The organism is Croceitalea rosinachiae, assembly GCF_031846445.1.
Taxonomy (GTDB): domain Bacteria; phylum Bacteroidota; class Bacteroidia; order Flavobacteriales; family Flavobacteriaceae; genus Croceitalea; species Croceitalea rosinachiae.
Map to the genome: position 1 here is coordinate 968208 of NZ_JAVRHR010000001.1, position 26533 is coordinate 994740.

The 26533-nt window shown below is 40.3% G+C and carries 8 protein-coding genes; 4 read left to right on the forward strand and 4 right to left on the reverse strand.

Annotated features, from left to right (window positions below; genetic code table 11):
* Positions 1–3: 3 nt before the first annotated feature.
* From RM706_RS04485 to RM706_RS04495, 3 genes are all read right to left on the reverse strand, one after another.
* Positions 4–450, reverse strand: a complete 447-nt coding sequence (locus tag RM706_RS04485; protein WP_311349831.1) for a DUF3995 domain-containing protein — start codon at positions 448–450, stop codon at positions 4–6.
* Positions 451–549: 99 nt separating this feature from the next.
* On the reverse strand, positions 550–3660 hold the full coding sequence (locus RM706_RS04490) for a VPS10 domain-containing protein (protein WP_311349832.1): 3111 nt from the start codon (positions 3658–3660) through the stop codon (positions 550–552).
* Positions 3661–3925: 265 nt separating this feature from the next.
* Complete coding sequence (locus RM706_RS04495) at positions 3926–4174, reverse strand: hypothetical protein (RefSeq protein ID WP_311349833.1); 249 nt, start codon at positions 4172–4174, stop codon at positions 3926–3928.
* Positions 4175–4380: 206 nt separating this feature from the next.
* On the opposite strand from RM706_RS04495, the gene RM706_RS04500 reads away from it, so the two are divergent.
* On the forward strand, positions 4381–5313 hold the full coding sequence (locus tag RM706_RS04500; protein WP_311349834.1) for an SPFH domain-containing protein: 933 nt from the start codon (positions 4381–4383) through the stop codon (positions 5311–5313).
* Between the two features lie 227 nt (positions 5314–5540).
* On the opposite strand, the gene RM706_RS04505 is transcribed toward RM706_RS04500, so the two are convergent.
* The gene (locus RM706_RS04505) at positions 5541–7226 is read right to left on the reverse strand and encodes a glutamine--tRNA ligase/YqeY domain fusion protein (RefSeq protein WP_311350453.1); all 1686 of its coding nucleotides are present in this window, start codon (positions 7224–7226) and stop codon (positions 5541–5543) included.
* Between the two features lie 260 nt (positions 7227–7486).
* On the opposite strand from RM706_RS04505, the gene RM706_RS04510 reads away from it, so the two are divergent.
* From RM706_RS04510 to RM706_RS04520, 3 genes are read left to right on the forward strand one after another with little or no spacing between them, the layout of a single operon-like run.
* Positions 7487–9739, forward strand: a complete 2253-nt coding sequence (locus tag RM706_RS04510) for a T9SS type B sorting domain-containing protein (protein ID WP_311349835.1) — start codon at positions 7487–7489, stop codon at positions 9737–9739.
* Positions 9740–9746: 7 nt separating this feature from the next.
* Positions 9747–11918, forward strand: coding sequence for a PorP/SprF family type IX secretion system membrane protein (locus RM706_RS04515; protein ID WP_311349836.1), 2172 nt, complete (start codon positions 9747–9749; stop codon positions 11916–11918).
* Positions 11869–26529 (forward strand): T9SS type B sorting domain-containing protein, encoded by a 14661-nt coding sequence (locus tag RM706_RS04520; RefSeq protein WP_311349837.1) that lies wholly within the window; start codon positions 11869–11871, stop codon positions 26527–26529. The genes RM706_RS04515 and RM706_RS04520 overlap by 50 nt, the downstream gene beginning before the upstream one ends.
* Positions 26530–26533: the final 4 nt, after the last annotated feature.

Here is a 26533-nt window from a genome sequence, read left to right on the forward strand (position 1 = left end):
GGTTCATATATCGTTAGCCTTTTTATTTTTTATTTTGATAAGTAAAATACCCATTAACCCAATAATTAGGCATAAAGGTGAATAAAAAGTTGTGTCCAAATTTGCAAATGCTGTTCCTTTAATTTGTTTAAAAAAACCGACGTACTTAAAATCACCAATAGCTCTAATTATAAAAATTATTGGAATAGTCCAAAGCCCATTATTTCGAATTAAATTTAAAATTTTGTTTTTCAATAGTGTCAACGAAAACAAGTAAAGGATTCCAAACAGAAGTAGTATTGATCCAACCATTATGCTGTCAATCGTTTTTGGATCGAGTACTTTAATTCCTTGTTCATTGCTAGGCAAGGTGCTTTCAAATCCCCATTGACCGCCAAGTGCCCAATAAAAATGTATCATTGCGAGAACAAAAAATATTATTGTTACTGTTCTCGCTAATATTATTTTCATTTCTTTTTATTCGATTGCTGCTAACAACTGTATATCATCATTGATCATATATCTGCTATATGTTCAAGCCAACTATAAATGCTTAGTAAAACCTAAATTTCAGAGTTTTACAGTGGCGACTCCATTAGCTTCTAAAATCGTATTCACCTCAGGTAAATCTTTCTTTAAAACCGCACTGAGATTGCCTAAATGAGTTTCCAATTCTGCTGATAGCTCTTTAAAAACCTTATACGCCCCATCGGTTGGTTTCGCATCGCCACTTTCCAAGCTGCGCCTAAGTGAGGCCAATCTGTTATTCAACTTAATAGGAAAGTTCAATGGATCCTGTCCTGATTGATTTTTCACCTGGTAAAGCTCCTCTTCTACGGCGCTAATGTCCTTTAAAAATGGGGCTATCTTATTATTAAAGGTGTTCGCTGGAATCTTTTCTTGACCGGCTTTAATAGCGCTTTTTATTTCTCGTATTTGAATAACCGCCTCATTGGCAGCAGTGGTCTTCTGCATAATCTTATTGGCCAAAGCAAATTGTTTGTCTAAATCTTCTTTGGTAATGCCCTTTAAATTGGGGTCTATCAATACCGAGAAGGGATAGGTTTTCTCATATCCTTCAGTTCTCATACGAACTTTATAATCTCCCAAAGGCGCTTTTGGCCCTCTTGTTGGGCGGGCGCTCCAAATAATCATGCCTTCAAATTCCGTTGCTCCTCGATAACGCAGATCCCAAGTGAACGTATTGATGCCTTGCGCTGTGGTTGGTTTAGAAGAACCTCCACGTCTCCACCAAGGAATATTCTTATCTACTTTATACTTTGGTTTGCTTCCCGTAAAGGTATTGATGACTTTATCATTTGCATCCAATATTTCAAAAGTAATGGTGTCCAATTGCTCTTTTAAGTAGTATTGAATACTGGCATCTTGAATCCCACGAATGGCGTCTGCTGGTTTAAAAAGTACCGCAGTTTGGTCTTTCATAGCGTCGGTATATTGTCGTAAAGGTTGAATGTCGTCTAATATCCAAAACCCTCGTCCGTGCGAACCTAAAACCACATCATTATCTTTTACCACTAAATCTCTGATTGGCGTATCCGGTAATTTTAATTGCAAGCTCTGCCATTGTTCCCCATCATTGGCAGAAAAATAAACTCCGTGCTCCGTTGCTAAAAACAAAAGTCCTTGTCTAACGGGGTCTTCTCGAACCGCCCTAGCAAAGTGCCCATCAGCAATTCCGTTGATAATTTTAGTCCAAGTTTTTCCGTAATCATGGGTCTTAAACACATAGGGCTGTCTATCATCAACTTGATATCTATTTGCGGCAACATATAGCGTGCCCGGACGATGTTGAGATTCATCAATAATACTTACCCTAGAGAATTTAGGTAAATCGGCTGGGGTAATGTCCTCCCAATTCTGGCCTCCATCTCGAGTAATATGTATTTTACCATCATCGGAACCTGCCCAAATGGTATTGATATCATGAAAAGAAGGCGCCAAGGCAAAAACCGTTGCATAAATTTCTGGTCCATTCATATCCATAGTAATGACTCCTCCCGTCTTGCCTAAAGTACTAGGGTCAGCATAGGTCAAATCAGGGCTTATCATTTCCCAGGTCTGACCATCATTGGTTGTTTTCCAAACATGCTGTGAGCAGGTGTACATCACCTTTGAATCTTGCGGAGCAAACATAATGGGAAACGTCCATTGCCAACGCTCAGGTAAAGCATCGGCCGGTTCGCCAGAAAAGAACCTTGGGTATACTTGAATATCCCTAGATTGTCCATTGCTTCGATCATAGCGAGTCAATAAGGCGCCCTGGCTTCCTGCATAAAATATATCTAAATCCTCTGGATGCTGCGTAATCCAGCCGCTCTCTCCACCCCCAACGGCATAGTACCATCCTTTATTGGGTCCCCTAGCTAGCATATGCCCCCAACCATCGCTTGGCATGGCCAATGTACTGTTGTCTTGTTGTGCGCCCGCTACGTGATACGGCACATCGTTAGTGGCCATCACATGATAGAACTGTGTTGTGACAAAATCTTGTTCCGTCCAAGTTTTGCCACCATTTATAGTCACATTTCCACCCCCATCATTGGAGTTAATCATTCGCTTGGGATTGTTTGGGTCTATCCATAGATCGTGGTTATCGCCATGTGGGGTTTGAATAATAGAATCAAAAGTTTTGCCACCATCGCTTGACATATACATTCTTGTATTCAATCCATATACCGTTTCTTTATCTAATGGGTCGGCATAAATTCTTGAGTAGTAAAAAGCGCGTTGTCTCAATTTACGCTCGTCATTGGTACGTTCCCATGTTTTGCCTGCATCATCAGAACGAAACACGCCGCCTTCATTGGCTTCAACGATTGCCCAAACCCTATTGGAATCGGCAGGGGAAACTGCTACCCCAATTTTACCAATCGGGCCTTCTGGCATTCCTGCATTTGCCGTTAAATCTATCCAGTTATCACCACCATCCATGGATTTCCACAATTTGCTTTGGCCGCCACCGCCCCACATTTTCCAAGCTTTACGTTGAACCTGCCAAGTCGTTGCATAAAGCACTTCAGGATTGTTACGGTCAATAATCAAATCTACAGCACCCGCTTCTGGACCTACATACAATACTTTATCCCATGTTTCTCCTCCATTTGTGCTTTTGAAAACACCACGTTCTTCATTATCTCCATATGGATGGCCCAAAGCCGCCACATATACTACATCAGGATTTGTAGGATGAATTCGTATTCTTGAAACCGCCTGTGTTTCCTTAAGGCCTAGATGTTTCCAAGTTTTACCAGCATCGGTAGATTTATAAACACCGTCGCCTTGTGTGATACTTCCTCTTAGTTGCACTTCGCCCATACCGATATAAACAATATCAGGATTGGTCTCTGCCACCGCGACTGCACCGACAGATGAGCTTGTAACTTGGCCATCCGTAACTGGTTTCCATTCATTGCCGCCATCCACAGTTTTCCATAACCCGCCACCAGTAGCCCCAAAATAATATTCATTCGGTCGACTGGGACTGCCTGCGGCACCTAATGATCGACCCCCACGCTTTGGACCTATGTTGCGCCATTTAAGGCCTTGATAAAAGCTAGTGTCTATCGTGGTTTGCTTTGCGGACCCTTGATACTGCGACTTTAAATTAAACGAAAAACAAAGAAGAAGACAAAAGAAAATGGAAGTGGTAATTTTTTTCATTTTGGATGGTATTTAGAAGCGTTCTTTTACTTCTTTAAATATACCATAAACGCATGAGTTTTCCCACAAGGACCAAGGTTTCCTAAAAAAGGATAACTACTTGACAATAATGATTGTATCGCTGTTGTCAACTATAGCTCCGTTTAAACTGGTACTAGTGGAAAAGGTTTGTGTGCCACAACAACGTTCACTTTTCCTTTCAGATAAATCAAAGGAAATAGTGTTCGTAGTGTTTTCGTTCAATAGTAAGGTGTATTCTACAATATCATCTTCCAAAAAAAAACTGCAATGTTTGCGCTTCCTCATTAATCAATAACAACTGCGACTCACTATTTACCGTAAGGGTCGCGACTTGCGGATTATAAATAGCGTTTTGCCCAAACAAAAGATTCTCGCCGTTCTCGTCTAACACCAAAATATTCTTGGTTACTAAATCTTTACAATCGTTGCAATCTTCACAACCAGCAGTAACCAAAACTAAGATTAAAGAAAAAACGCAAAACGAGTCTTTCATGATGAGGAGTTTACCTATAGGTACTCTCAAGCGTTGTTGGTTGCGTAATTCAGAAGAAAGGTGATTATTTTTTAACCAAATTGTATTCATTCTAATTTTCATAAAAATACCTTCAAAAATGACAACTGTAACAATTCTTAGCTAAATACTACTTATCTATTACTGTCTTTTGTATTTTAAACACTTAAACTTAAAACACTATTATTATGGGCACTTATATTTGGATTCCGATTATATTTTTTGTCATTATCACCATACTCTCCGGGGTATTTATTGTCAAACAGCAAACAGCTGTTATTATTGAAACCTTTGGAAAATTTACCAGTGTAAGACAATCAGGTATTCAATTTAAGATTCCTTTTGTGCAACGTATTGCTGCAAGAGTTGGGCTTAAAATTCAACAATTAGATGTCATCATAGAGACTAAAACACTAGATGACGTTTTCGTAAAATTGAAAGTATCAGTGCAATACGTTGTTATTAAAAATAAGGTCTATGATGCTTTTTATCAATTAGAATATCCTCATGATCAAATCACCTCTTATGTTTTTGATGTTGTGCGTGCGGAAGTGCCTAAAATGAAATTAGATGACGTTTTTGTCAAAAAAGACGACATTGCAATCGCCGTAAAAGGTGAGTTACAAGATGCTATGCTTGAGTACGGCTATGATATTATTAAAACCCTAGTAACTGACATCGATCCCGATGCTCAAGTAAAAGAAGCTATGAATAGAATTAATGCTTCAGAACGTGAAAAAATTGCTGCGCAGTTTGAAGGTGATGCTGCTCGTATTCTTATTGTTGAAAAAGCAAAGGCCGAGGCTGAAAGTAAGCGTTTACAAGGGCAAGGTATTGCAGACCAAAGACGTGAAATTGCAAGAGGCCTTGAAGAGTCTGTTGAAGTATTAAATAAGGTAGGGATTAATTCACAAGAGGCGTCTGCTTTAATTGTGGTTACGCAGCACTATGATACGCTGCAATCCATCGGAGAAGAGACCAACACCAATTTAATTCTATTGCCTAATTCCCCGCAGGCCGGCAGTGATATGTTGAACAATATGGTAGCCTCCTTCACCGCAAGCAATATGATAGGGGAGTCCATGAAGAAAACTAATGTTCCAAAAAAAAACAATGACTAGATATTTATAAACAAAAAGCAGTAAAAACCCCGCTGAAATTAGTTCATCGGGGTTTTTCTTTTATTATTAAACCGGAACGTGTTTTAAAGACCTCTAAGCCTTTTTTGAAAAGTAAAATATACTGTTAGGTCTAAAGTTTTCAAAAACCCCAGAAACTTTAGTTATCCGATTTGTTGTGTATTATCAAAAACAATTGTTTGTGCTGCTTGTAATAAGAAATATTTATGCTAGTTTTTCTGTTGAAGTTTTGCCCAAGTGTCCCTTAGGGTTACTGTCCGGTTGAAAACCAATTTTTCAGAAGTAGTATCAGTATCCACATTAAAATATCCCAAGCGCTGAAATTGAAAACGCTCTCCTGGTTTTACATCTTTTAAACTTGGCTCTAAATATCCAGTAATTACCTTTAAAGAATCTGGGTTTACAAATTCCATAAAATCACGGTCATTATGACCATCGGGGTTTTCGTCTGTAAATAACCTGTCATATACTCTCACTTCTGCTTCTATGGCATGCTTGATGGAAACCCAGTGCAGGGTGCCTTTTACTTTTCGCAAACTTTCTTCAGTTCCACTACCACTTTTACTTTTAGGGTCATATGTACATTGCACTTCTATTATATTACCGTCTTTATCCTTCGTACAGCTTTCCGCTTTAATGATATAACCATTTTTTAAGCGTACTTCTTTACCTAATTTTAAACGAAAGAATTTTTTATTTGCCTCTTCTCTAAAGTCTTCTTGTTCTATATAAAGTTCGCTAGAAAAAGGAACTTTTCTAGAGCCAAGCGACTCATCTTCCGGGCTATTTTCAGCATCTAGCCATTCTTCTCTTCCTTCAGGATAATTGGTAATCACCAACTTCAAAGGATTTAAAACAGCCATAACCCTTGGCGTAATTTTATTTAAATGCTCTCTAACATGGAATTCAAGCAAAGAAACATCCACCAGATTTTCTCTTTTGGCAATACCTACGGTATCAGCAAAGTTTCGAATAGACTCAGGGGTATAGCCCCTTCTTCTTAATCCAGAAATAGTTGGCATACGAGGATCATCCCAAGAGTTGACAACACCTTCTTCTACCAGTTTTAGCAACTTACGCTTACTAACAATGGTATGGCTTAAATTTCTTCGAGCGAACTCTCGTTGTTTAGGTCTTAGTTTATCCTTTGATACCAATTGGTCTAAACACCAATCGTACAATTCTCTATGAGGTAAAAATTCTAAGGTGCAAAGCGAATGGGACACCTGCTCTAAATAATCACTTTGACCATGGGTCCAATCATACATGGGGTAAATACACCAATCGGTATTTGTACGATGGTGTGCCTTGTGCAACACCCGATATAAGATTGGATCACGCATTAACATATTTGATGAAGCCATATCAATTTTAGCTCTTAAAACATATTTGCCCTCTTCAAATTCGCCATTTTTCATTCGTTCAAAAAGGTCTAAATTCTCTTCAACAGACTGATTTCGATATGGTCCTGCAGTCCCCGGCCTTGTTGGCGTTCCCTTTTGATCGGCCATTTCTTCTGAAGATTGACTATCTACATACGCCTTGCCCTCTTTGATGAGCATTACCGCCCAATCATAGAGCTCTTGGAAATAATCGGAAGCATAACATTCTTTGTCCCATTTATAGCCCATCCACTCAACATCACGCTTAATGGCATCCACATATTCCTTTTCCTCCTTTTCAGGGTTGGTATCATCAAACCTTAAGTTTACAGGGGCGTCATAGCTTTCTCCCAATCCAAAATTTAAGCAAATAGAACTAGCATGACCAAGGTGCAAATACCCATTTGGTTCAGGCGGAAATCTAAATCGTAAACTATCCTTTGAATAGTCATTTGCCAAATCTTCTTCGACAATATGTTCAATAAAATTCAATGATTTTTTGGTCTCTTCCATGGCCTTTGAAATATCGGGCAAATGTAGCAAAAATGCGTTGTAATGCATGTATTTCAACGGTACTCCATACAAATAAAGTTATTTCACAACAGTTTTGGTATGCCCCACAACAATAAGTTTTAAGGCAGACTCATAATCGCAATATTTGTTATTATATACAACTTAGTGAAAACTAGGTGCTAACAAATCTTAAAACCGTCAAGCTAGAAAACCTACAATTTCCAAATCTTTCTTGCCTGGCCCCAAAGCTAACAATGCCTATGAAAACTATTTCATTTTACGGCGTATTTTTAACACTGGTTATGTGCACCCTACTTGCACCTAACACCCAAGCTCAAGTGTTGAACAAACCTACTCCAGCAGACAATCCTAATCTCGCTGGAAATTCTGCATGGACTGCAGCCTGCGCCTCAGCAAGTTTTAACGAGTACTATGTGAACTTCACCTGGAATCCACCTTTGGTCAGCGGTGACAACGAATTTATTCTAGAACTATCAGATGCCAATGGAAATTTTAGCTCTGCTAGAGAACTAGATCGTGCAACGGACAAGAACACTGAATTTGATTTTGATTTTAGTTTTGCCCTACCCGAAGATGTGCAGGGTGATAATTATCGCTTTAGGGTAAGAAGTACAAGTCCTTCAGTTACAAGCCCCAGCTCAGATCCTTTTTCCATGTATTTTATTGGTTATAATAACCCTATTCTCGTGAGCCAAGATGGGAGTGGTGTCATTCCTCCTGGGGGAACACTCCAGGTATGCGATGGAAGCAGCATTCGTATAGAAACCCATAATGTGCCCGATGCAAATACCTATCAGTATAGTTGGTATCGAAGCGGGACGCTTTTATCTGAAACTTCAAATGCTTTGACCGTATCTGAATCTGGGTTATACTATGTTGAAATAGATTACGGAATTATATGTTCGGGTTCAGCCAATACACTTTCGAATACTATAGAAATTGTTGTTGCTACCTCACAAGGGGTGGCCATTGACCCACCCTCTCAAACTACACTTTGCGCAACAGAAACTGTTACTCTTGATGCCAATATTAGCGGTATGGGCTATTTATATACATGGTTCAACGGAGCAAACATTGTTTCTGGGCCTACTGTTGACGATTCATCTTATGTGGTTGACGGTTCCGTTACTGGTTTTGAAGGAGATTACTCGGTAAGAATTGAAGGTGTTGGAATTTGTGCCGAACAATCGAATGCCATTACAATATCTAGTGCCGCAGATTATACCGTATCTCGCGGTAATGATGCGAGCCTTGTTTTATTGCCAGGCCAAAATCAAAACCTTACTGTAAGTACAACAGCACTTAGCCCTACCTATCAATGGTTTAGAAATGGTGTAGCAATTACCGGTGAAACTTCAGCGTCGATTACAGCTAATCAAGCTGGAACTTACTATGCCGAAGTGACTCAAAATGGTGGTGCTTGTACATTACCTCCAAAGAATTCGGAAGAAACAACATTGGTCCTTCCTAATAACTTTGAAGTAATCATTGACTACGTAGGAACCTACAGTGATTGTTCATCCGATAATGTCACTTTAACCGTTCTTCAAATAAACGCTCTGGATTCCGGTGGAAACCGTTCTGATGTGACCAGTTCTTTACGCACTGCTTTTACCTATCAATGGATAAAAGATGGAACTAATTTACCTGGGCTTACATCTGACCAGCTTACTTTAAACGATGTTTCTGACAATGGATTCTATACCGTTGAAGGAAGCATTACAACTTTTAATACTACTTCAAATCCTTTAGGGATTAGATTAACCTCTGATGAAACTTTAGCAATTTCTAGTACTGATCTGCAATTATGTGACGGTGTGACGGTATCTATTTCCACTACTACAGATTTGACTGGCGAAAGCTATACATGGACAAGAGATGGTGTTACCGTTTCCACAACTGACACTGAACTTGCAGCCATTGAAACAGGAACTTATCAGCTTTCCATTAGCTCCGACGGATGTCCTATACAATCCAATGAAATCGTAATTACCGATTTTGATGCCTCTATTGTTGAAATAGATGGCGGTAACGCTATCGTTTTCCCAGAGGGAGAATCTGAAACGGTTACGGCCACAGGGGCCAGTGCATTCGAATGGTATGATGAAGGAAATAATCTTTTATCAAACACTGACTCAGTTACTTTAACAGATGAAGGAAACTATTTGCTTTTAGCAAGTGTTGGTGCCTGCCAAATAACAAGAAGTTTCACCGTTTCGTATCGTGATAATTTCGAAATACCCAACGTTATTACTGCGAATGGTGATGGTATCAACGATTTATGGGTTATTCCAAATACCTATTCAAGAAATACGGAGGTATCCGTAATCATTTACAATGAAAAAGGAGAAGAAATAATCAACGAGAATGGTTATGAAAATAACTGGCCGCAGTCAAGTGTGGCTTTTACCAAAAAGAACCAAATATTTTACTATAAAATCAAGAATGCTAGAAAAACCCTTAGACAGGGTACCATAACTGTTATTCGATAATATAACCATGCGAAAGTATAACTACCTATTCATAACTGTCATTATCCTTTTTGCCCACCAATTGGTTGCGCAAGAAGAAACCCCTTTTGTGGCATATGATGTTCCTTCTCAAAACTTAGTAAAGTTCAATAGATTTTTATTGAATCCGACATTTTCAACTGTTCGAGAAGATAAGTCCTATATTAATCTATTTCATAGAAACCAATCGGTATCTTTCAATGATAACAATCAAACCTATTTTTTAAGTTATAGTGGTCGTATTGGAGATAGAAGTGGGGTAGGGTTAAGTTTATATACACAACGAGAAGGTCTCATTGATAACTTTGGTTTATTGGCCAACTATGCTTACGGCGTAAAGTTAAGTGAGAAAAGCAACTTAACCTTTGGTGGTAACTTCTCTTACTACAATAGTGGGTTCAACCAAAATAGAGCAAACCCTGTTGATGACGACCCCCTTTTGAACGGTTTAGATAATAGTGCTTTGATTACATTTCAACCTGGTTTTAATATCTCGTACGGGGCTTTTGACTTTGGTGTTTTAGCAGATAATTTATTCGATTATAATCTAAAAACCAATGAGTCCCTAACGGAGTTTGGAGAAAAAACATATACTGGTCATTTACAATATACCCATCAGTTTAAAAATAGTGCCGGTATTCTTGAAAACGCTCGTCTAATGCCGTTGGCCAGGGTGCGTACCGACCCTTTGAATGATATTACTTTAGGAGGAAGTTTAATTCTAGACGTCCCTAAATTAGGTTGGCTGCAAGCGGGATATGATGATTTTTACGGTGCTGCAGCAGGTGTGGGGTTTAACCTAAACAAAAGGATTTCACTTGGATATACTGTTGAAAAAGGACTTTCAAACACCTTTGAAAACTTTGGTGTTACCCATGAAATATCATTGGCTTATTCATTTACACCAAACCTAACCGAGGATCGTGTAATGCTTGAGAAAGACAATGATTTGCTTGTAAGCAATGAAGAAGATGAAGTGCCTCTAGAAGAATTATCCCTTACTGAAAAAGATCTTAAAATAAATGAGCTGGAGAAAAAATTAGCTGAAAACAATAGCATTATTGATGAGCTATTGTATAGACAAGATTCCATTGAAAAAACAAGACAAGGAGATCTAGAGCGCAGGTTTGCTACCGTAATGCGCATGGTGAAAAGAGAGACGAATGGCGAAAATCCAGAATTGGAAGAAAAAGCCAAGCAAATGTACTTCGCCAACTTAGACAGTATTGACATTATTAATAGTCCACGAAAATCTCCATTGGCCAATACGGGACTAACGAACACCACCGCTTCAAAAAAAGTAATCAAATTGAAAGATTTGAACAATTCTGTTAATAGCACTAAAGAACCAACTGTCGCAAACTCTGGATTAACGAATTCAAATACATCTAAAAAAATCAGTAGTCTAAAAGATATGAACACTCCTGCTAAAGTCTCTCCAAAAGAAACTTATGCAGAAAACACCAAAAAAGACAAAATTTCTACAGGATCCAAAAAATCTTACGGTTTTAAATCATTTGAAATTCCTAGTGTTGAAAGTGGACATTATTTGATTGCCAATGTATACAAAGGCACCAAATACATGCAAAAATTCATTGACAAACTAAGTGCTGAAGGGATTGAAGCAGATTATTTTACCAACCCTAAAAATGGGCTTAACTATGTCTATTTAAAAGATTTCAAAAATAAAAACGAGGCAATTACCGCTTATAAAACAGGCTTAAACGGGGCATATTCTGGCGATACCTGGGTTATGAAGGTCAAGGGTGCTTACACCGATACCGCATATGCATCCAATACCACAAGCGCTTCTAACTATGATGATGGTGTTTTACAAAAAAATGTTCAAAATCAACCTGTTCAAAACAACAATGGTGGAGTTAACTATAAAACCTACGACATTGATGGATTAGGCTCAGGCTTTTACATTATAGCCAATGTTTTTGAAAGACCTGAAAATGCCAACCGCTTTGTAAGACAACTAAATGCCAAAGGTCTAAATGCCAGTTACTTCATAAATCCCGAAAATAACTATCGGTATGTTTACTTAAAGAAACATCAAGATTGGACGAATGCATTAGTCTCTTACTACTCCAAACTAAACGACGCTTATGAAGATCAAATTTGGATTATGCGCGTTAAACCAAACCAAACTGCATAAAATGAAACCAGAATTTAGAGTCAAAAGAGTTTACCCGCTTTTTTTTCTCGTCTTTCTCTTTGTATCAATAGGAACGTACGCACAAGAAGTTGTTCCTTTCTCCCCTAGACTCGCTGGAGACAATATTGAGATACGAGGTGATATCATCTTCGTTGGCAACAATATCTTAAATAGAGCATCAGAAGCAAATCCCAGCGAGGCAAATACACCTTATAATGGAACGGCGAACAACAATTCGCTATGGATGGAATATATTGATATTGATTCAGATGCATCTACATTTAGCTCTAGTAGCGCTGAATTGAACATAGCTGACCCTTCTTGTTCACAAGTGCGATACGCCGGGCTTTATTGGGCAGGAACTTATCCTAATGAAAGAAGTACTGATGGTGGGTCTCAGTTCAATGGAACCCCCCGAATTGAGGAATGGAATGAAATAAAATTTAGAATTCCCGGAGGAACTTATGTGGACCTAATTGCCGATAACGACCCTGACCTACCAGGCGAAGAAGATGATATCATTTTTGATGGAATTGACCCATCATCTGGTGGCTTTTTTAAAGACGCACCGGTGATATGTTATAAAGAGGTCACTGATTTAATCAGGTCCAACTCAAATCCAAACGGCGAATACACCGCAGCAAATATCAGGGCAACACGTGGAAGAAGAAATGGATCCAGTTCAGCTGGATGGGTGCTTGTCATCATATATGAAAACCCCAACGAATCTGGAAAGTTCATTTCCACTTTCGATGGATACGCTGGTCTTTCGGGTTCTGTTGGAAATGTAGATGTCGCAGTAAATGGGTTTAGAACATTGCCAAATCCTTTCCCTGTAAGGGCAAGAGTTGGTGTTGCTGCTCTTGAAGGGGACAGGGGCATTACCAATGATCGTTTTTATATAAAAGCAAATTCCGTTACTGGTTTTACCAATTTATCAACCACACTCAATCCTAATAACAACTTTTTCAATTCAACAATAACTACCGATGGGGCTGAAGTTCCAACTAGAACCCCGTTTGGAACTAACACCTTAGGAACCGACATCGATTTATTTAATCTTAACAATCCGAACGAGACCGTTCTTCCAAACGATGAGTCTGGCGCTGTACTTAGGTTTACCTCAACAGGTGATGGTTATGGTCCTTTTTTAACTGCTTTTTCGGTTGAAATTATTGAGCCTAATATTGTTCTTGAAAAAAGAGTAGAGGATATTGGTGGAAATGATATCACGGGTGCGGGCGTCAATCTTGGTCAAACCCTTGACTATGTTTTAAGTTTTAGAAACCTAGGAAACGATGATGCTATAAATTACAGCATTAGAGATGTTCTGCCCATTAACACTACTTTTATCAGTGCGGATTATACAGGAGCGCCAGGGGTGACCCATACGTTTGATGCTGCTACCAACGAGATTACCTTTAGCATTCCTGATGACTTGGTCGAAATGATAGACCCTACCTATTCGATAAGGCTCCGGGTACGTGTCGCCGAAAATTGCTTCGATTTTATTGACGCTTGTACAGATTTAATTGAAAATATTGCTTACTCCACGTATCAAGGAGATATCAATAGCGCAGTAATCACAGACGACCCAAGTGTTTCTGATTTTGACAATTGCGGCTTTGTGACCCCTGGCGCGACCAACTTTCTTTTAGATGATTTAACGGCATGTAATTATACTAGAACGGTACAATTGTGCGGTGAAAACGTAGTTCTTGATGCTGGTGATGGATTTGATAATTATGTTTGGGTTCTTGACAGTAACAACAACGGTACAATTGATGCCTCTGACCCAATTTTAAATGATGGGAATCCAGATAGTGATCTTAGCACACAATTGGTCAACAATACAGGCACATACATTGTAAATAAGCAAGTTGCAGATCCCTGTAAGGATTTCAATGAAATCATTATTGTTGAACTTTTTGGCACTACCCAAATTAACCCAATAACGACCCTAATCAATGATGCTTCAAACACCATTGATGGTCAAATTCTGATTTGCCCTAATGATGGTGACGAATTACCCGAAGTGTTTTTATGTGGATTAAATGATACCGAACTATTACAGATAAACATTCCAGATGCCGATAGTATCGTTTGGGAGCAATTAGATGAAGTAAGTTGTTCGGCTGCGCCAGATGATTGCGCTAACAAAGACAATACTTGCGCTTGGAACACCGTTGCGAATGGAGGAGATTTTCTGGCAGCAACACCTGGGCAATACAGGCTAGTGATAAATTATCAAAATGGCTGTTTTAGCCGTTTCTATTTCAATGTTTTTCAAAATAACCTAGACTTGGTTCACACGAGTGGAGATATTGTATGTACTACCCCAGGAAACATCACCATCACTAATTTAGGTACTGGTTATGGTTTTCAATTATTTGATGTTACCAACAATACCATTGATGTTCCGTTCAGCGCTAATAATGGTCCTAGTTTTGATATCACAGCTAATGGAGCTTATAGGGTTGAGGTTGTTCAATTAGATGCTTCAAACAACCCGATTCCTAATTCTTGCGTTTTTGTTACGGAAGATATTGGTATTTTGGACAGGGACTTTCAAGTTGACATTTTAACTACTGCAGCAAATTGTAACTCTTTGGGCGATATTACCATTCAAGCTTTGAATGTAAGCCCTAATTATGAGTACGAACTGCGTTTAGATGATGGTTCGGCAAATGGTACTTTAGTCGACAATGAAACCGCACAACCTGATAATAATTTCACATTTAATAATGTAAACCCTGGGGACTACATAGTTATAACAAGAACTGATGATGGTTGTGAAGATATTCAAAATATTACCTTAACCAGAATACCTGACCCTACCTTGTCTGCGGTGACGACTGCAGCTATTGGTTGTTCTGCGGGAACTATTGAACTCACCCAAACAGGTGGACAAGGAAATCCTGATTTTCTATTTGCCATTTGGAGCAAAGATGGTGTATTGCTGCACACTCCAGGTGGTTCACCAACAGAACAAGAAATTATAAATAATATTGACCCAAACGCTTATCAGGTTGGAACGACTTTTACTTTTGGGTGGAGGGATACCGATGGAGACTTAATAGATGAATACTTTCCCGGTGAGGATGGGGAGTATGTTTTTATCGTTCTAGATGCTAATAACTGTTACGCTTTTTCAAATCCAGTTACCATAAATGATAATGGTAGCTTGTCCATTGATTCCATTTCTGAAATTCAACCATCATGTAATGGAGATGCAGATGGGCAGCTTATTATTAACATTTCTGGAGGTACGGCTCCTTATCAATATAGCATAGATGGAGGAACAACCTATCAGCCAACCAATACTTTTATAGGTTTGGTCGCCGGCACTTATAACATTCGTGTCCTTGATGATTCGGGTTGTGATTTGCAACAATCTTATGACCTTGATCAGCCTTTTCCGCTATCAGCTTCTGCTGGAGTATCTAGGGATGTAACTTGCGACCCCAGCAATGGGGCAGAGGTTCGCATTACCAATGTAGTTGGCGGATATGCCCCGTATGAATATAGTTTTGATGGAGGCGCTACTTGGGGCGCATCGTCCACCGCTTTATTGCCCGCTGGCAATTATACCGTATTTGTGCGTGACGCAACCTGCTCCTTTCCAATGAATGTTACGGTAGAAGGTTTGCCCATGCCGCCAAATGTAACACTTACTCCTGAAGTAGATTATAATTGTGATGGCTCAGGAACAATTACTGCATCACCCAGCATTGCAGGCTATGACTATAGATATGCTCTGGATGGTGTATTTAATACTCCTGAAGACAACAATGTATTTACTAATGTCGCTCCAGGAACTTACACGGTTACAACATACTACCAATCGCAAACGCCGCCAACACCAAGCTTGTTGCTTTCAGAAGATTTTGGTGTGGGCAATGGAACTATTCCAAGTCCTGATACACAAGGTTATGCTTACGAAGATCAAACCAACGATACCTCTGGAGGGGGAGATGCAAACAGTAATATCAATGATTTTGAATATGCAGTAACCAATCGTATTGTTGCTCCTTTTGGAACATGGCTCAGCCCTAATGACCATACGGACCCCACAGATCCCGATGGAAGGTTTTTGGTTATAAACGTAGGTACACCAAGCCCAGGGCAAATAATATATACAAAACCTATTAACGATATTATCCCGAACAGACCGCTGCAAATCTCTCTGTACATTTTTAATGTGGTAAGGTCTACCGCGACTATTTTAAACCCAGACTTGACGCTAGAGATTCTCGATGGCTCAAATAATGTGATTCAATCTATCAGAACAGGGGAAATCCCAAAAAATACAGGTCCAGATGATTGGGTTTTATTTGACACAACCTTTAATCCAGGTGCCAACACCTCTCTTGAATTTGTTATTCGCTCAGAAATATCTGGAAACAATGGTAACGACTTAGCGATTGATGATATCGAGATTTTCCAAATCCCAGAAGTCTGCGAACTCTCTGTCACCACTCCAGTAACCGTTGAAGCAGGACGCGTTTTTGGAAGTACGTTAGAAGGCTCCACAAATGTATCTTGTAATGGGTTAACCGACGGAACCATAACTTTTAGTGTAGCGAATTTTGATGCTGTTGCTGGTTTTGAATATTCAGAAGACGGCGGCACAAACTGGATCCTGTCTACAACATCCCCGGTAACAACCAACCCTGTTTTTGGCACTGGAAGCCAGACTGTTCTCATTAGAAAAGCCAACGAAATTACATGCACCACCTCAGTTACCCAAATTATAACGGAGCCTACAGCTGTAATAGCCAGCGCAAGCATTACAACAGCGCTCTCATGCACGACAAACGCAACCATAACAGCTGAAGCGACAGGTGGCCTTCCTGGTTATGAGTATCAATTGGAAAATGGTGGAGGTATTGTTATCGGTGCATTTGATTTTGCCACAAATGGCACAAATCGTGTTTTTTCTGGTTTAAGCGACGGAACCTATGTGGTTCGAGTTAGGGACACGAACAATTGTGAAGATATCATAGATACCCCTATTGTAATTGCACCGATGAACCCAGTTGTCTTTGCAGTTACTCCAACTACATGTTATGCTGGCTCCAATAGCGCTTCCATTCAGGTGGACGTGACCAATGGAAATGGTGGATATCAATTTAGGCTAAATGCTGGACCATGGTTGACCCCAACACCAACTTCGGCAACAACATATACCTTTAATGGGCTTTCAAGTGGTTCTTTCGATATCGATGTGAGAGACCAATCGGGTTGCCCAGTGGCTTTGGCAACACAAACGGCGACCATAAACCCTGAATTGACCGTTTCTGCAACTGCTCCAAACATTTCGGTTTGTGATACCGATGCTGATATTACAATTACCGCTAATGGCGGTGATGGCAACTATGTGTATTCCATTGTTCCTTCGGGCAACACGCCAACACATGTTAGTTTTAACACCACAAACCCCGTTTTTGGTTTTACTCCTGGAAACTACGATGTTTATGTGAGGGATAACTCGGGCGATACCATTGCCGGTTATTGTGAACAATTTTATACAATTACAATCACCCAAGATGCCGCTTTAGCTTTTACACCAACCCCTTCTGATGTAAGCTGTTTTGGCGGTTCGGATGGTTCCATTTCAATAACGGCCATTTCTGGTGGACAATCACCTTATACCTATAGCATAGATAATGGTGCAACTTATGTAACAGGAAACAACTTCCCTAATCTTATCGCAGGAAATTATGATGTGCGCATTAGAGATGCCAACCTGTGCGAATCAGCATCCCAGACTGTTACAGTTGATGAACCAAATCAAATTGTTGCCGAAGCAACTCAAACACAAGACTATACCTGTGCCCAACAGGGTGAAATTTCTATAGGTAGCATAACGCCAACCTCAGGAGGCTCTGGGGATTATCAATACAGCATCAATGGTGGTTCTTGGACTGCAAGTACAACTGGCGGTCATGTTTTTACGAATCTAACTGATGGTACATACTCGATAAGCGTTCGGGACGCCAATGCAGTTGGTTGTCTCATTACCCTAGCTGATGTAATAATTGCCCCATTACCTGTTGCCCCAACGGTCAACTATTCGGTAGTTTATAACTGCGATGGAACGGGCAATGCAACCATAACACCTTTTGATTCTTCTTATATTTATATTATTGATGGAATTCTTCCAGGTCAAACAGGCGCTGGTGCTGACATTTTCAATAATCTTTCTGTTGGTACGCACACCCTAAGGGTTACTTATGGAGCCGATTGCCATGTTGATACAACAGTCATAATTGCAGATGGAAATTCCTTTAAAGCTTCAATAACCGCTTTTGAAAATTTAGATTGTAACGGTGATTCATCAGGAACAATAACCATTGATGCCGATAATTACGGTGCTGGAGGATATGAATATAGTATTAACAGTGGTGTATTTGTGGGTCCTTTCTTTGCTCCTGAACAAATTACAGGTCTTAGCGCGCAATTGCACAATATTGTAGTTAGAGATGTGGATGATCCTATTGCTGGGTGTACAGAAAACTTAAGTCTCACTCTTACTGAGCCTAATGCTATAGTTGCAAGCGCAACACTTACAGAAGATGTGACCTGCGATAATGGTGGTGCGACAATCACAGCCAGTGCTATTGGTGGAACCCCATTTTATGAATATCAATTGGAATTGAATGATGGGCCTGTTTCTGGACCATACAACATCATAGCTGTTGTAACTCCATACCAAACATCACCAGTATTCAATCCTCTTCCTGCGAACAATACAGGTGAAAGTTATGTGATTCGTGTTAGGGATAGAAATGGCTGCGAGGATACCATTGACAATGCAATAATTACGACTGATCCAGATACTATTGTTTTTGATCTAACACCAACGGCTTGTTATTCTGGTGCTAACGATGGTTCCGTTCTTGTGAATGTAACTGCGGGTAATGGAAATTATCAGTTTAGGCTTGATGGAGGGCCTTGGATTACGCCATCACCAGCCTCTGCAACAACATATACGTTCACTGGGCTTTCTAATGGAAGCTATGATGTTGAGGTGCGAGACCAATTTGGATGTCCAGTAGGCTCAAACCTACAATCAACCACGCTAAATCCTAATCTTAGTGCGACAATTTCAGTTGAGCATATCAGCTCTTGTGCTGATGGACGTATAACTGTCAATGCTATTGGGGGAGATGGAAACTACCTATATGCTTTCATGCCAACAGGAAATGTCCCTGTCTTTGGTGATTTTGGCGCTTCCAATTTCTTTGTGGTCACCGCTGGCAATGATGGTGATTACGACATATATGTTAGAGATAATTTAGCCGTAGCCCCTGATGCGTGTAATTATATGGAAACCGTAACGGTAGACCCAGCTGTTGCTTTAGTCTATACGCCAACCCCTACAGACCCTGAGTGCCATGACGGAACAGGTTCTATTTCAGTAAACATAACAGCTGGTGATAGCCCTTACACGGTTCAAATTATAGATTTGGATAATGCTGGGGCTTCAGATCAAACGATCACCAATGTAGTCGGCTCCACGCAAGACTTTTTCAACTTGATGCCAGGGGATTACACTATAACCGTTACGGATGCTAACGGATGTCCAAATACCCAAACTCCCATAACCATTAATAATCCAGATGAATTAACCGCTACAGTAGGAGGGGTTGTGCCAGGCAATTGTACGGGCAATATCAATGATTTTGGAATTGAGTTCTTAGCTTATCCGACCACTTTGGGAACTATTGAATTCAGTGCAGATGGAGGTGCCACATGGACTGGTGATAGCACAAGTCCAGGAACATCGGATCAAATAACTGGGTTTAACCCTGGTGATACCGTTAACCCATCAATGCGAACTACCGATGGTTTTGGCAACACTGTCTGTCAAACAGACTTTCCTCCGTTTATAGTTCCTTTTCCTTTGGATGATTTGGATATTGATATTTTTGCCATTGTAGTAGATTGTGTTGACCTTCAGGTAACGGTTCAAGGTACGGCTGGTTTGGCTCCTTACGAATATACCTATTCAGAAGATCCCGCGAACTTTAATCCTGCAACTGCTACATGGACAGCTCCAACCCCCGGCAATCACATTTTTACTGGTTTGGTTCCCGGTAGAACTTACGTGTTTTATGTGAGGGATAACTCTGGGCCGCCACAATGTGTGCGTCAGAGCACGGTAAATGTAAATAACCTTGCTCCGCCACCAGTGCAGGTCACTGGAGTGGCAACACCTACATGTGATGGGCTAACAACAGGTCAAATCACCTATACGGTAACAGAAACAACTATTGGAGAACTCGGTGGAACTTTTGACTGGGAGTTATTTAGGGTAGCGACCCCTGCGCCTATTTCAATAACCACAGGAACCGTAAGCCTTTTTACCTCTGGTGATTCATTTATAACTCCAACCCCTGCTAGCTTAGGGGCGGGTGAGTACTTTGTTGAAATACGAGGGGCCGCCCCGAACAATTGTATTATTGGAAGTGAAAATGTGTTGGTAGAAGAACTTGACTCGATTACATTTACACCCAATGTAATCCGGAATGTTACATGCGCCAACCCAGGATTGGTAGAAATAGAAAACCCGCTTGGAGGTGGTGGAAATTATACCTACACTTTGTCAAGTTCAAACTTTGTGGCCGATATTGTTACCACCGACAACCCCATAGAAGTGCCTATTTCAAACCTACTAGATTCAACAATATCTCCATTTAACATCTTGGTTGAAATAGCCGATCAGTTTAGCTGCCCTGTTACCACATTACCGTCACATACTGTGAGCATAACTGTTTCGCAAAATCCAACAGTCAGCGTTTCAACCTCGAATTGTACAACACCTTTTGGCATAACCGTTTCAGCATCGGGCGGTACCTCGCCATATCTCTACTCTATTGATGGAGGTGCCACATATCTAAACAATGGAGGGTCGTTTAACAATGTTGCCACAGGAACTTATACTATTTCTATAATTGATGCTAATGGTTGTACCGATACCGACGTGGCCGAAGTTTATCCAACACTACAGGCCAGTGCCATTCTAATAAAGCTTTTGGATTGTACTGCTTCTCCTAATGCAGAAATAACGATTTCAGCAACAGATGGATCAGGTTCATACGACTATGAAATTACGGGACCTGTTAATGAAACAAGAACATCGCTTCCATCACCAGCAAATTCCATCGTCTGGAATTTAGCCTCTACAGCCGGTACTTATACGGTTCTGGTTTATGATAACAACAGACCATCTTGTCCGGCGCGAACCTTTACGGTCGAGGTTCCTGCTAGAATTGAGCCAGTGATAGATACTATAGCAACAACCGATATCACTTGTATCGGAGATAATGATGGTACAATAGCCATCTCAACAACAAACAATACTGCTGCGCCATATAGTTTTGAAATCACTTCATTAGATGGTGGCGTCGTGAGCATTTTGCCCACTAGCACTACAAGTACCTCAGCAACTTTTACAGGTTTAGCGCCCACTATAACTGCGGCCGGCTATATTGTAACCGTTACTGGAGATGCTACCACCAATAATTGTAGTGTTGACAGTGCTTCAATTACCATTGCGGAGCCTGCTGCCATAGCAGCAACCATGGATACTCCTGTTGAGTTTACCTGTACTACGGGCAACAACGAAAATAATGCAAGTATAACGGTCCTCAGTGCGGTTGGTGGCTCAAACAATTTTGTGCGTTACCAATTCTTTAATAATCTTGATTTGGTTACTCCTGTTCAAGATGGAGCAAGTGACACTTATATTGAAACAAATATTGTCGGCGGAAACTATACCATTAATGTGTACGATGATAATGGTTGTGTAGGCACGACCACAGCAACTATTGCTCCATTTGATGAGTTATTGTTGCCTACTATAACCCTAGACCAAGTTATTTCTTGCGTCACTGGTGAAAACATTACTATTAACGCTTTTGGTTCTCTGACAGATTCATCAACTCCAGCAGGTCTTGCCAACTATGAGTTTAGAGAACTGCCCGCTGGTGTATTTGCACCATCTAACGTCTTTACCAATCTTGCGGTTGGTACACACAACTTCGAAGTTAGAAATGTTAACACTAACTGTGTGGTATCCATTTCCCATGTGGTAAGCGAACCAAATAATTTTGATATTACCACAACCATAACAGATGTTGTTTGCAATGGTGCTGATGGTTCGGTAAGTTTTACAATCAACGACCCTATCAACCCATATGCCGGGGGGTTTGACTATCAAGTTTTTGAACAGGTAACTAATATTGCCCAAACAGGAGTATTAACCCATGGAACCCCAGGACCAACACCTGTCGTTAATCTGGCTGCCGGAGATTACTATGTGGTCATTACACAAACAGGAAGTCCATTGTGTTCCAATCCTCAAAATTTTAGTATTGCTGGACCTAATGGCTTGATTACAGCCACTCCACTGATAACGCCTATAAGTTGTCTTCCTGGAAATGATGGCGTTATTGAAATCACTGATGTCCAAGGCGGTTGGGGAGGTTATCAATATTATGTAAGCAACACACCCATACCAGATGAGTTTGACAGTAGTCACTACACCACAAACCCAAGGTTTGACAACTTAAGTGCTGGAACTTATGAAATATGGATTATTGACCAAAATGGTTGTCCAAGACAATTGACAGATGAGGTTTTAGCTGTTCCACCTGCAATTGTTGCTGACTTAAGAACAAATCAAGGGAATTGTAACGGTTTTGATGGAGAAATAGAAGTAGTGGGAATACCTGCTACAAGTCCTATAAGTGGTGGTCAAGGCAGCAATTACAGCTATCAATTATATAGAAATGCCACGGCGGTTGGTGTTGCTCAAACTACGACCTTATTTAGTGGCTTAGGAGAGGGCACGTATACCGTTGAAATTATAGATCAGCTTGGCTGTACCCTTTTGGTTGGACCACAAATATTGTACGATATCATTGCGCCCGTTGCCAATATTGCCAAAACGATAGATTGTCTTTCAGGCGGAGATATCACTGTAACCCAAACTGGTGGTTCTGGTGTTTTTGATTATGAGGTTAGGTATCCAGGTACTCTTTTGACAGATCCAGCTGATGATACACAATTAGCCTCTGGTTCGGCGTCATTTACAAACTTAACGATAGTAGGTGATTACGTTTTCACTATTACGGATACTGCAACAGGTCATATGTGTAGCACAACAATTACCCAAAGACTTGAGGATAGCGTAATACCAAATCTAAGTGTCGACAACCATGTAGATGTAAGTTGTAATGGAGCAGATGATGGTACTATCAGTGTCAGTGCGGATCCTGACAATGGAATAGGCCCTTATACATTCACTATAATTTCTGGTCCTGGAAGTAGTTATACATTCCCGATTAGCCCAAATCCTGCTAGTGTTACCAACGCAACAGCAGTTTTTGATAATCTGGAAGGAACTATTGCTGGTATTACATACACTATTAGGGTAACTGCAGCAAATAGCTGTACCCAAGATATTGCTCAAGTAATCAACCAGCCCAATATCATTTCAAATGTAAATGCAAATGTTGTCGAGTTTGGTTGTGCAATTGGCAACAACGCCAGTAATGCATCGATAACCATTGATACAGCTTCAATTGTTGGTGGTTCAGGTAATTTTGTCCGCTTCGAATTTATAAATACGGGTACAGCAACAACTGTTCAAGATGGTTCCAACCCGGTTTATATAGAAACTGATTATGCCGGTGGAAACTATGATGTTTTTGTTTATGACGATAGGGGTTGTAGAAATGTTGTGGCCACTAATGTAAACATTGCCCCATTTGTCGAAATCACTGACCCTGTAATTACTGACTTGGTTCCGCTTACTTGTAACCCAGGAAGCGATGCACAAATTCAGGTAGGGGTTACCTTAAACCCTATTTCAGGCACACCAAATTTACAATACACGATTAATGGTATTAATGTAACCTTTAACGATACCAACAATACAGGTTTGTTTACCGGTCTTGGCGCTGGGGATTATAGCATAACGATAACAAATCTTGATGCACATCCCAATTGTGTTATAGAGACCGTGCATACTGTGGAAGAACCTTTAGAAATGGATGTTCTGGCAACAAAACTCACTGATGAAGAATGCCTGAACAATGGTTTGGATGATGGTAGCTTTAACATTGCAATTACCGATTATGTAGGTACGTATAGCTATCAGGTCTTTGATTCAAACAATAACCCTGTTGCCGGACAGTCAGGTATTGGAACCACGAGTGCAGCGTTGCCTCCTTTTACAAATTTACCCGGTGGAACGTATTATGTTGTGGTAACACAAACCCAAGCTCCATTCTGTATTGAAAATTCTAATGTGATTACTATTCTTGCCCCCGACGCCCCTATATCAGCAACCATTTCTGAAGAATCAAGCGTTAGTTGTACAAATAATCAAGGTCGTTTATTGGTAAATGTCGATGGAGGTGAGGGGCCATATACCATAAGCTTAGACAATACAACAACGGGCCAATCGTATGTTGAAAACAATGTTTCAGGGTTTGTCTTCACAAACTTGTCGGCCGGAGATTTCACCATCACCATAACGGATGCTTATAGCTGTGTATTCACAGATGCCATTACACTAATAAGACCAGATGATATTACGGCTACTATTACACCAAGTACTTTGGTTTGTTTTGGTGATGACACGGCCTCTGTAACAGCCTCTGTCGCTCCACGAAATGTTACTGTTGCCTACGAATATCAATTAAATATTTATTCTGATATATTGGGAAGCATGGCGCCTCAGGTTTCATCAAGACAAGTATTGGATACATTTGATAATTTATCGGCAGGTTTTTATAGTATCACGGTTACCGACGATGTGGGTTGTTCCGCTGAAACCGCGATTATCCAAATTGTTGACCCAACGGAAGTATCTGCCCAACTGCTTCGTTTAAGTCCATTGACCTGTACAACCCAGGCGGAATTAGAGCTAATCGCAACTGGCGGAATAGGGCCATACAGCTATAGTGTTGACGGTATCAACTTCTTTCCAATGAATGAAATAAATGGAGCGGATACTCATCTATTTACCAATATAGGCGCCGGTACTTACAGCTATTTTGTTCAAGATGCTTTTAACTGTTCTTCTATCATTTCCAATGAAATTACAGAAGACGTTATTGAGCCATTAACACTAACTGTAGATGCCTCCGCTGCGGTAATCAATTGTACTGGAGAAAGTACAGCCATAATTTATGCTGATGCTGACGGAGGGCTAGGAAACTATCAATATGAATTGTATACAGATGTTTCTTTGAGTTTGTCTTCAAGAATTGCAGGGCCTCAGGTTATTGGCGAATTCAGCAACTTACCCCAAGGTGATTATTATGTAAACGTAACTAGTGATGATTGTACCGCCCCTGCGATACATGTTCCGATAACGGAACCAGCATCATTGACTTATGTTGATGATGTGGTTAACGTAACATGTAATGGAGAAGAGAACGGTAGTATATCGGTAACCCTTTCTGGAGGTTCTGGAGGATATCAATATGCTATCTCGCCTAATTTGGATCAGTTTGATGTTGAAAACACATTTACTGATTTAGCACCAGGTGATTACACGGTTATTGCTCAGGATCAGAATGGTTGTTTTGAGTTACTACAATACACTATTACAGAACCAAATCCAATTGCCGCAAGTACAGTTTCTGTTTTGCCAGAAGTTTGTGAAGGAAGCGAAGATGGCTCTTTTGAACTTACAATTAGCGGAGGCACAGCTCCATATCACACAAGTTTAAACTCTAGCAATACCATTGATTTTGTTCAAGACCAATTCATCTTTAACAACCTTGCAGCAGGAACGTATGTAGTTTTCATAAGAGATGCTCAAAACTGCGAAGAAACAATAATTGTTGAAATTGAGCCTGGTGTTAACCTAAATGCTGCTATAACACCAATTTATGAGTGTAATGGTATCGTGCCCGATAATAGATTAGAGCTTCTATTTGAAGACAATTCCGTGTTGACCGATGTGCTATATGCTATGGATTCAACTGACCCTGCGGATATGCAACTTACTGCTGACTTCACCAACTTGATTCCGGGTAATCATACCTTGACCATTGCCCATGCCAACGGCTGTATGAATATGGTAGCTTTTGCTATTACGGATTTTGCTCCGCTAACATTGAGCTTAGAGCAAAACAACATCAATGAAATTACAGCTGTTGCCGCAGGCGGATTAGAAGAGTATACCTTCTTCTTTGGTGATGTAGACAACGGAACGGACAACACCTTTATCATCAACAGAACGGATACTTATATGGTAACCCTGGTTGATCAAAACGGATGTGAAGTGTCGGCTGAAATATTCATGGAGTTCATCGATATTGAAATTCCTAATTTCTTTACCCCCGATGGAGATGATTGGAATGACGGCTGGTCGCCTGAAAACTTAGAAGCATTCCCCAATGTACTAACTATCATCTTTGATCGTTATGGTAGAGAACTCTATAGAATGGAAATTAATGATGCGCCTTGGAACGGGGTGTATCATAATGAAGAACTACCAACGGGAGACTATTGGTATGTGATTAAGTTAAGAGGTGAAAATGATGACCGAGAGTTTGTTGGTCACTTTACCCTTTATCGTTGATATA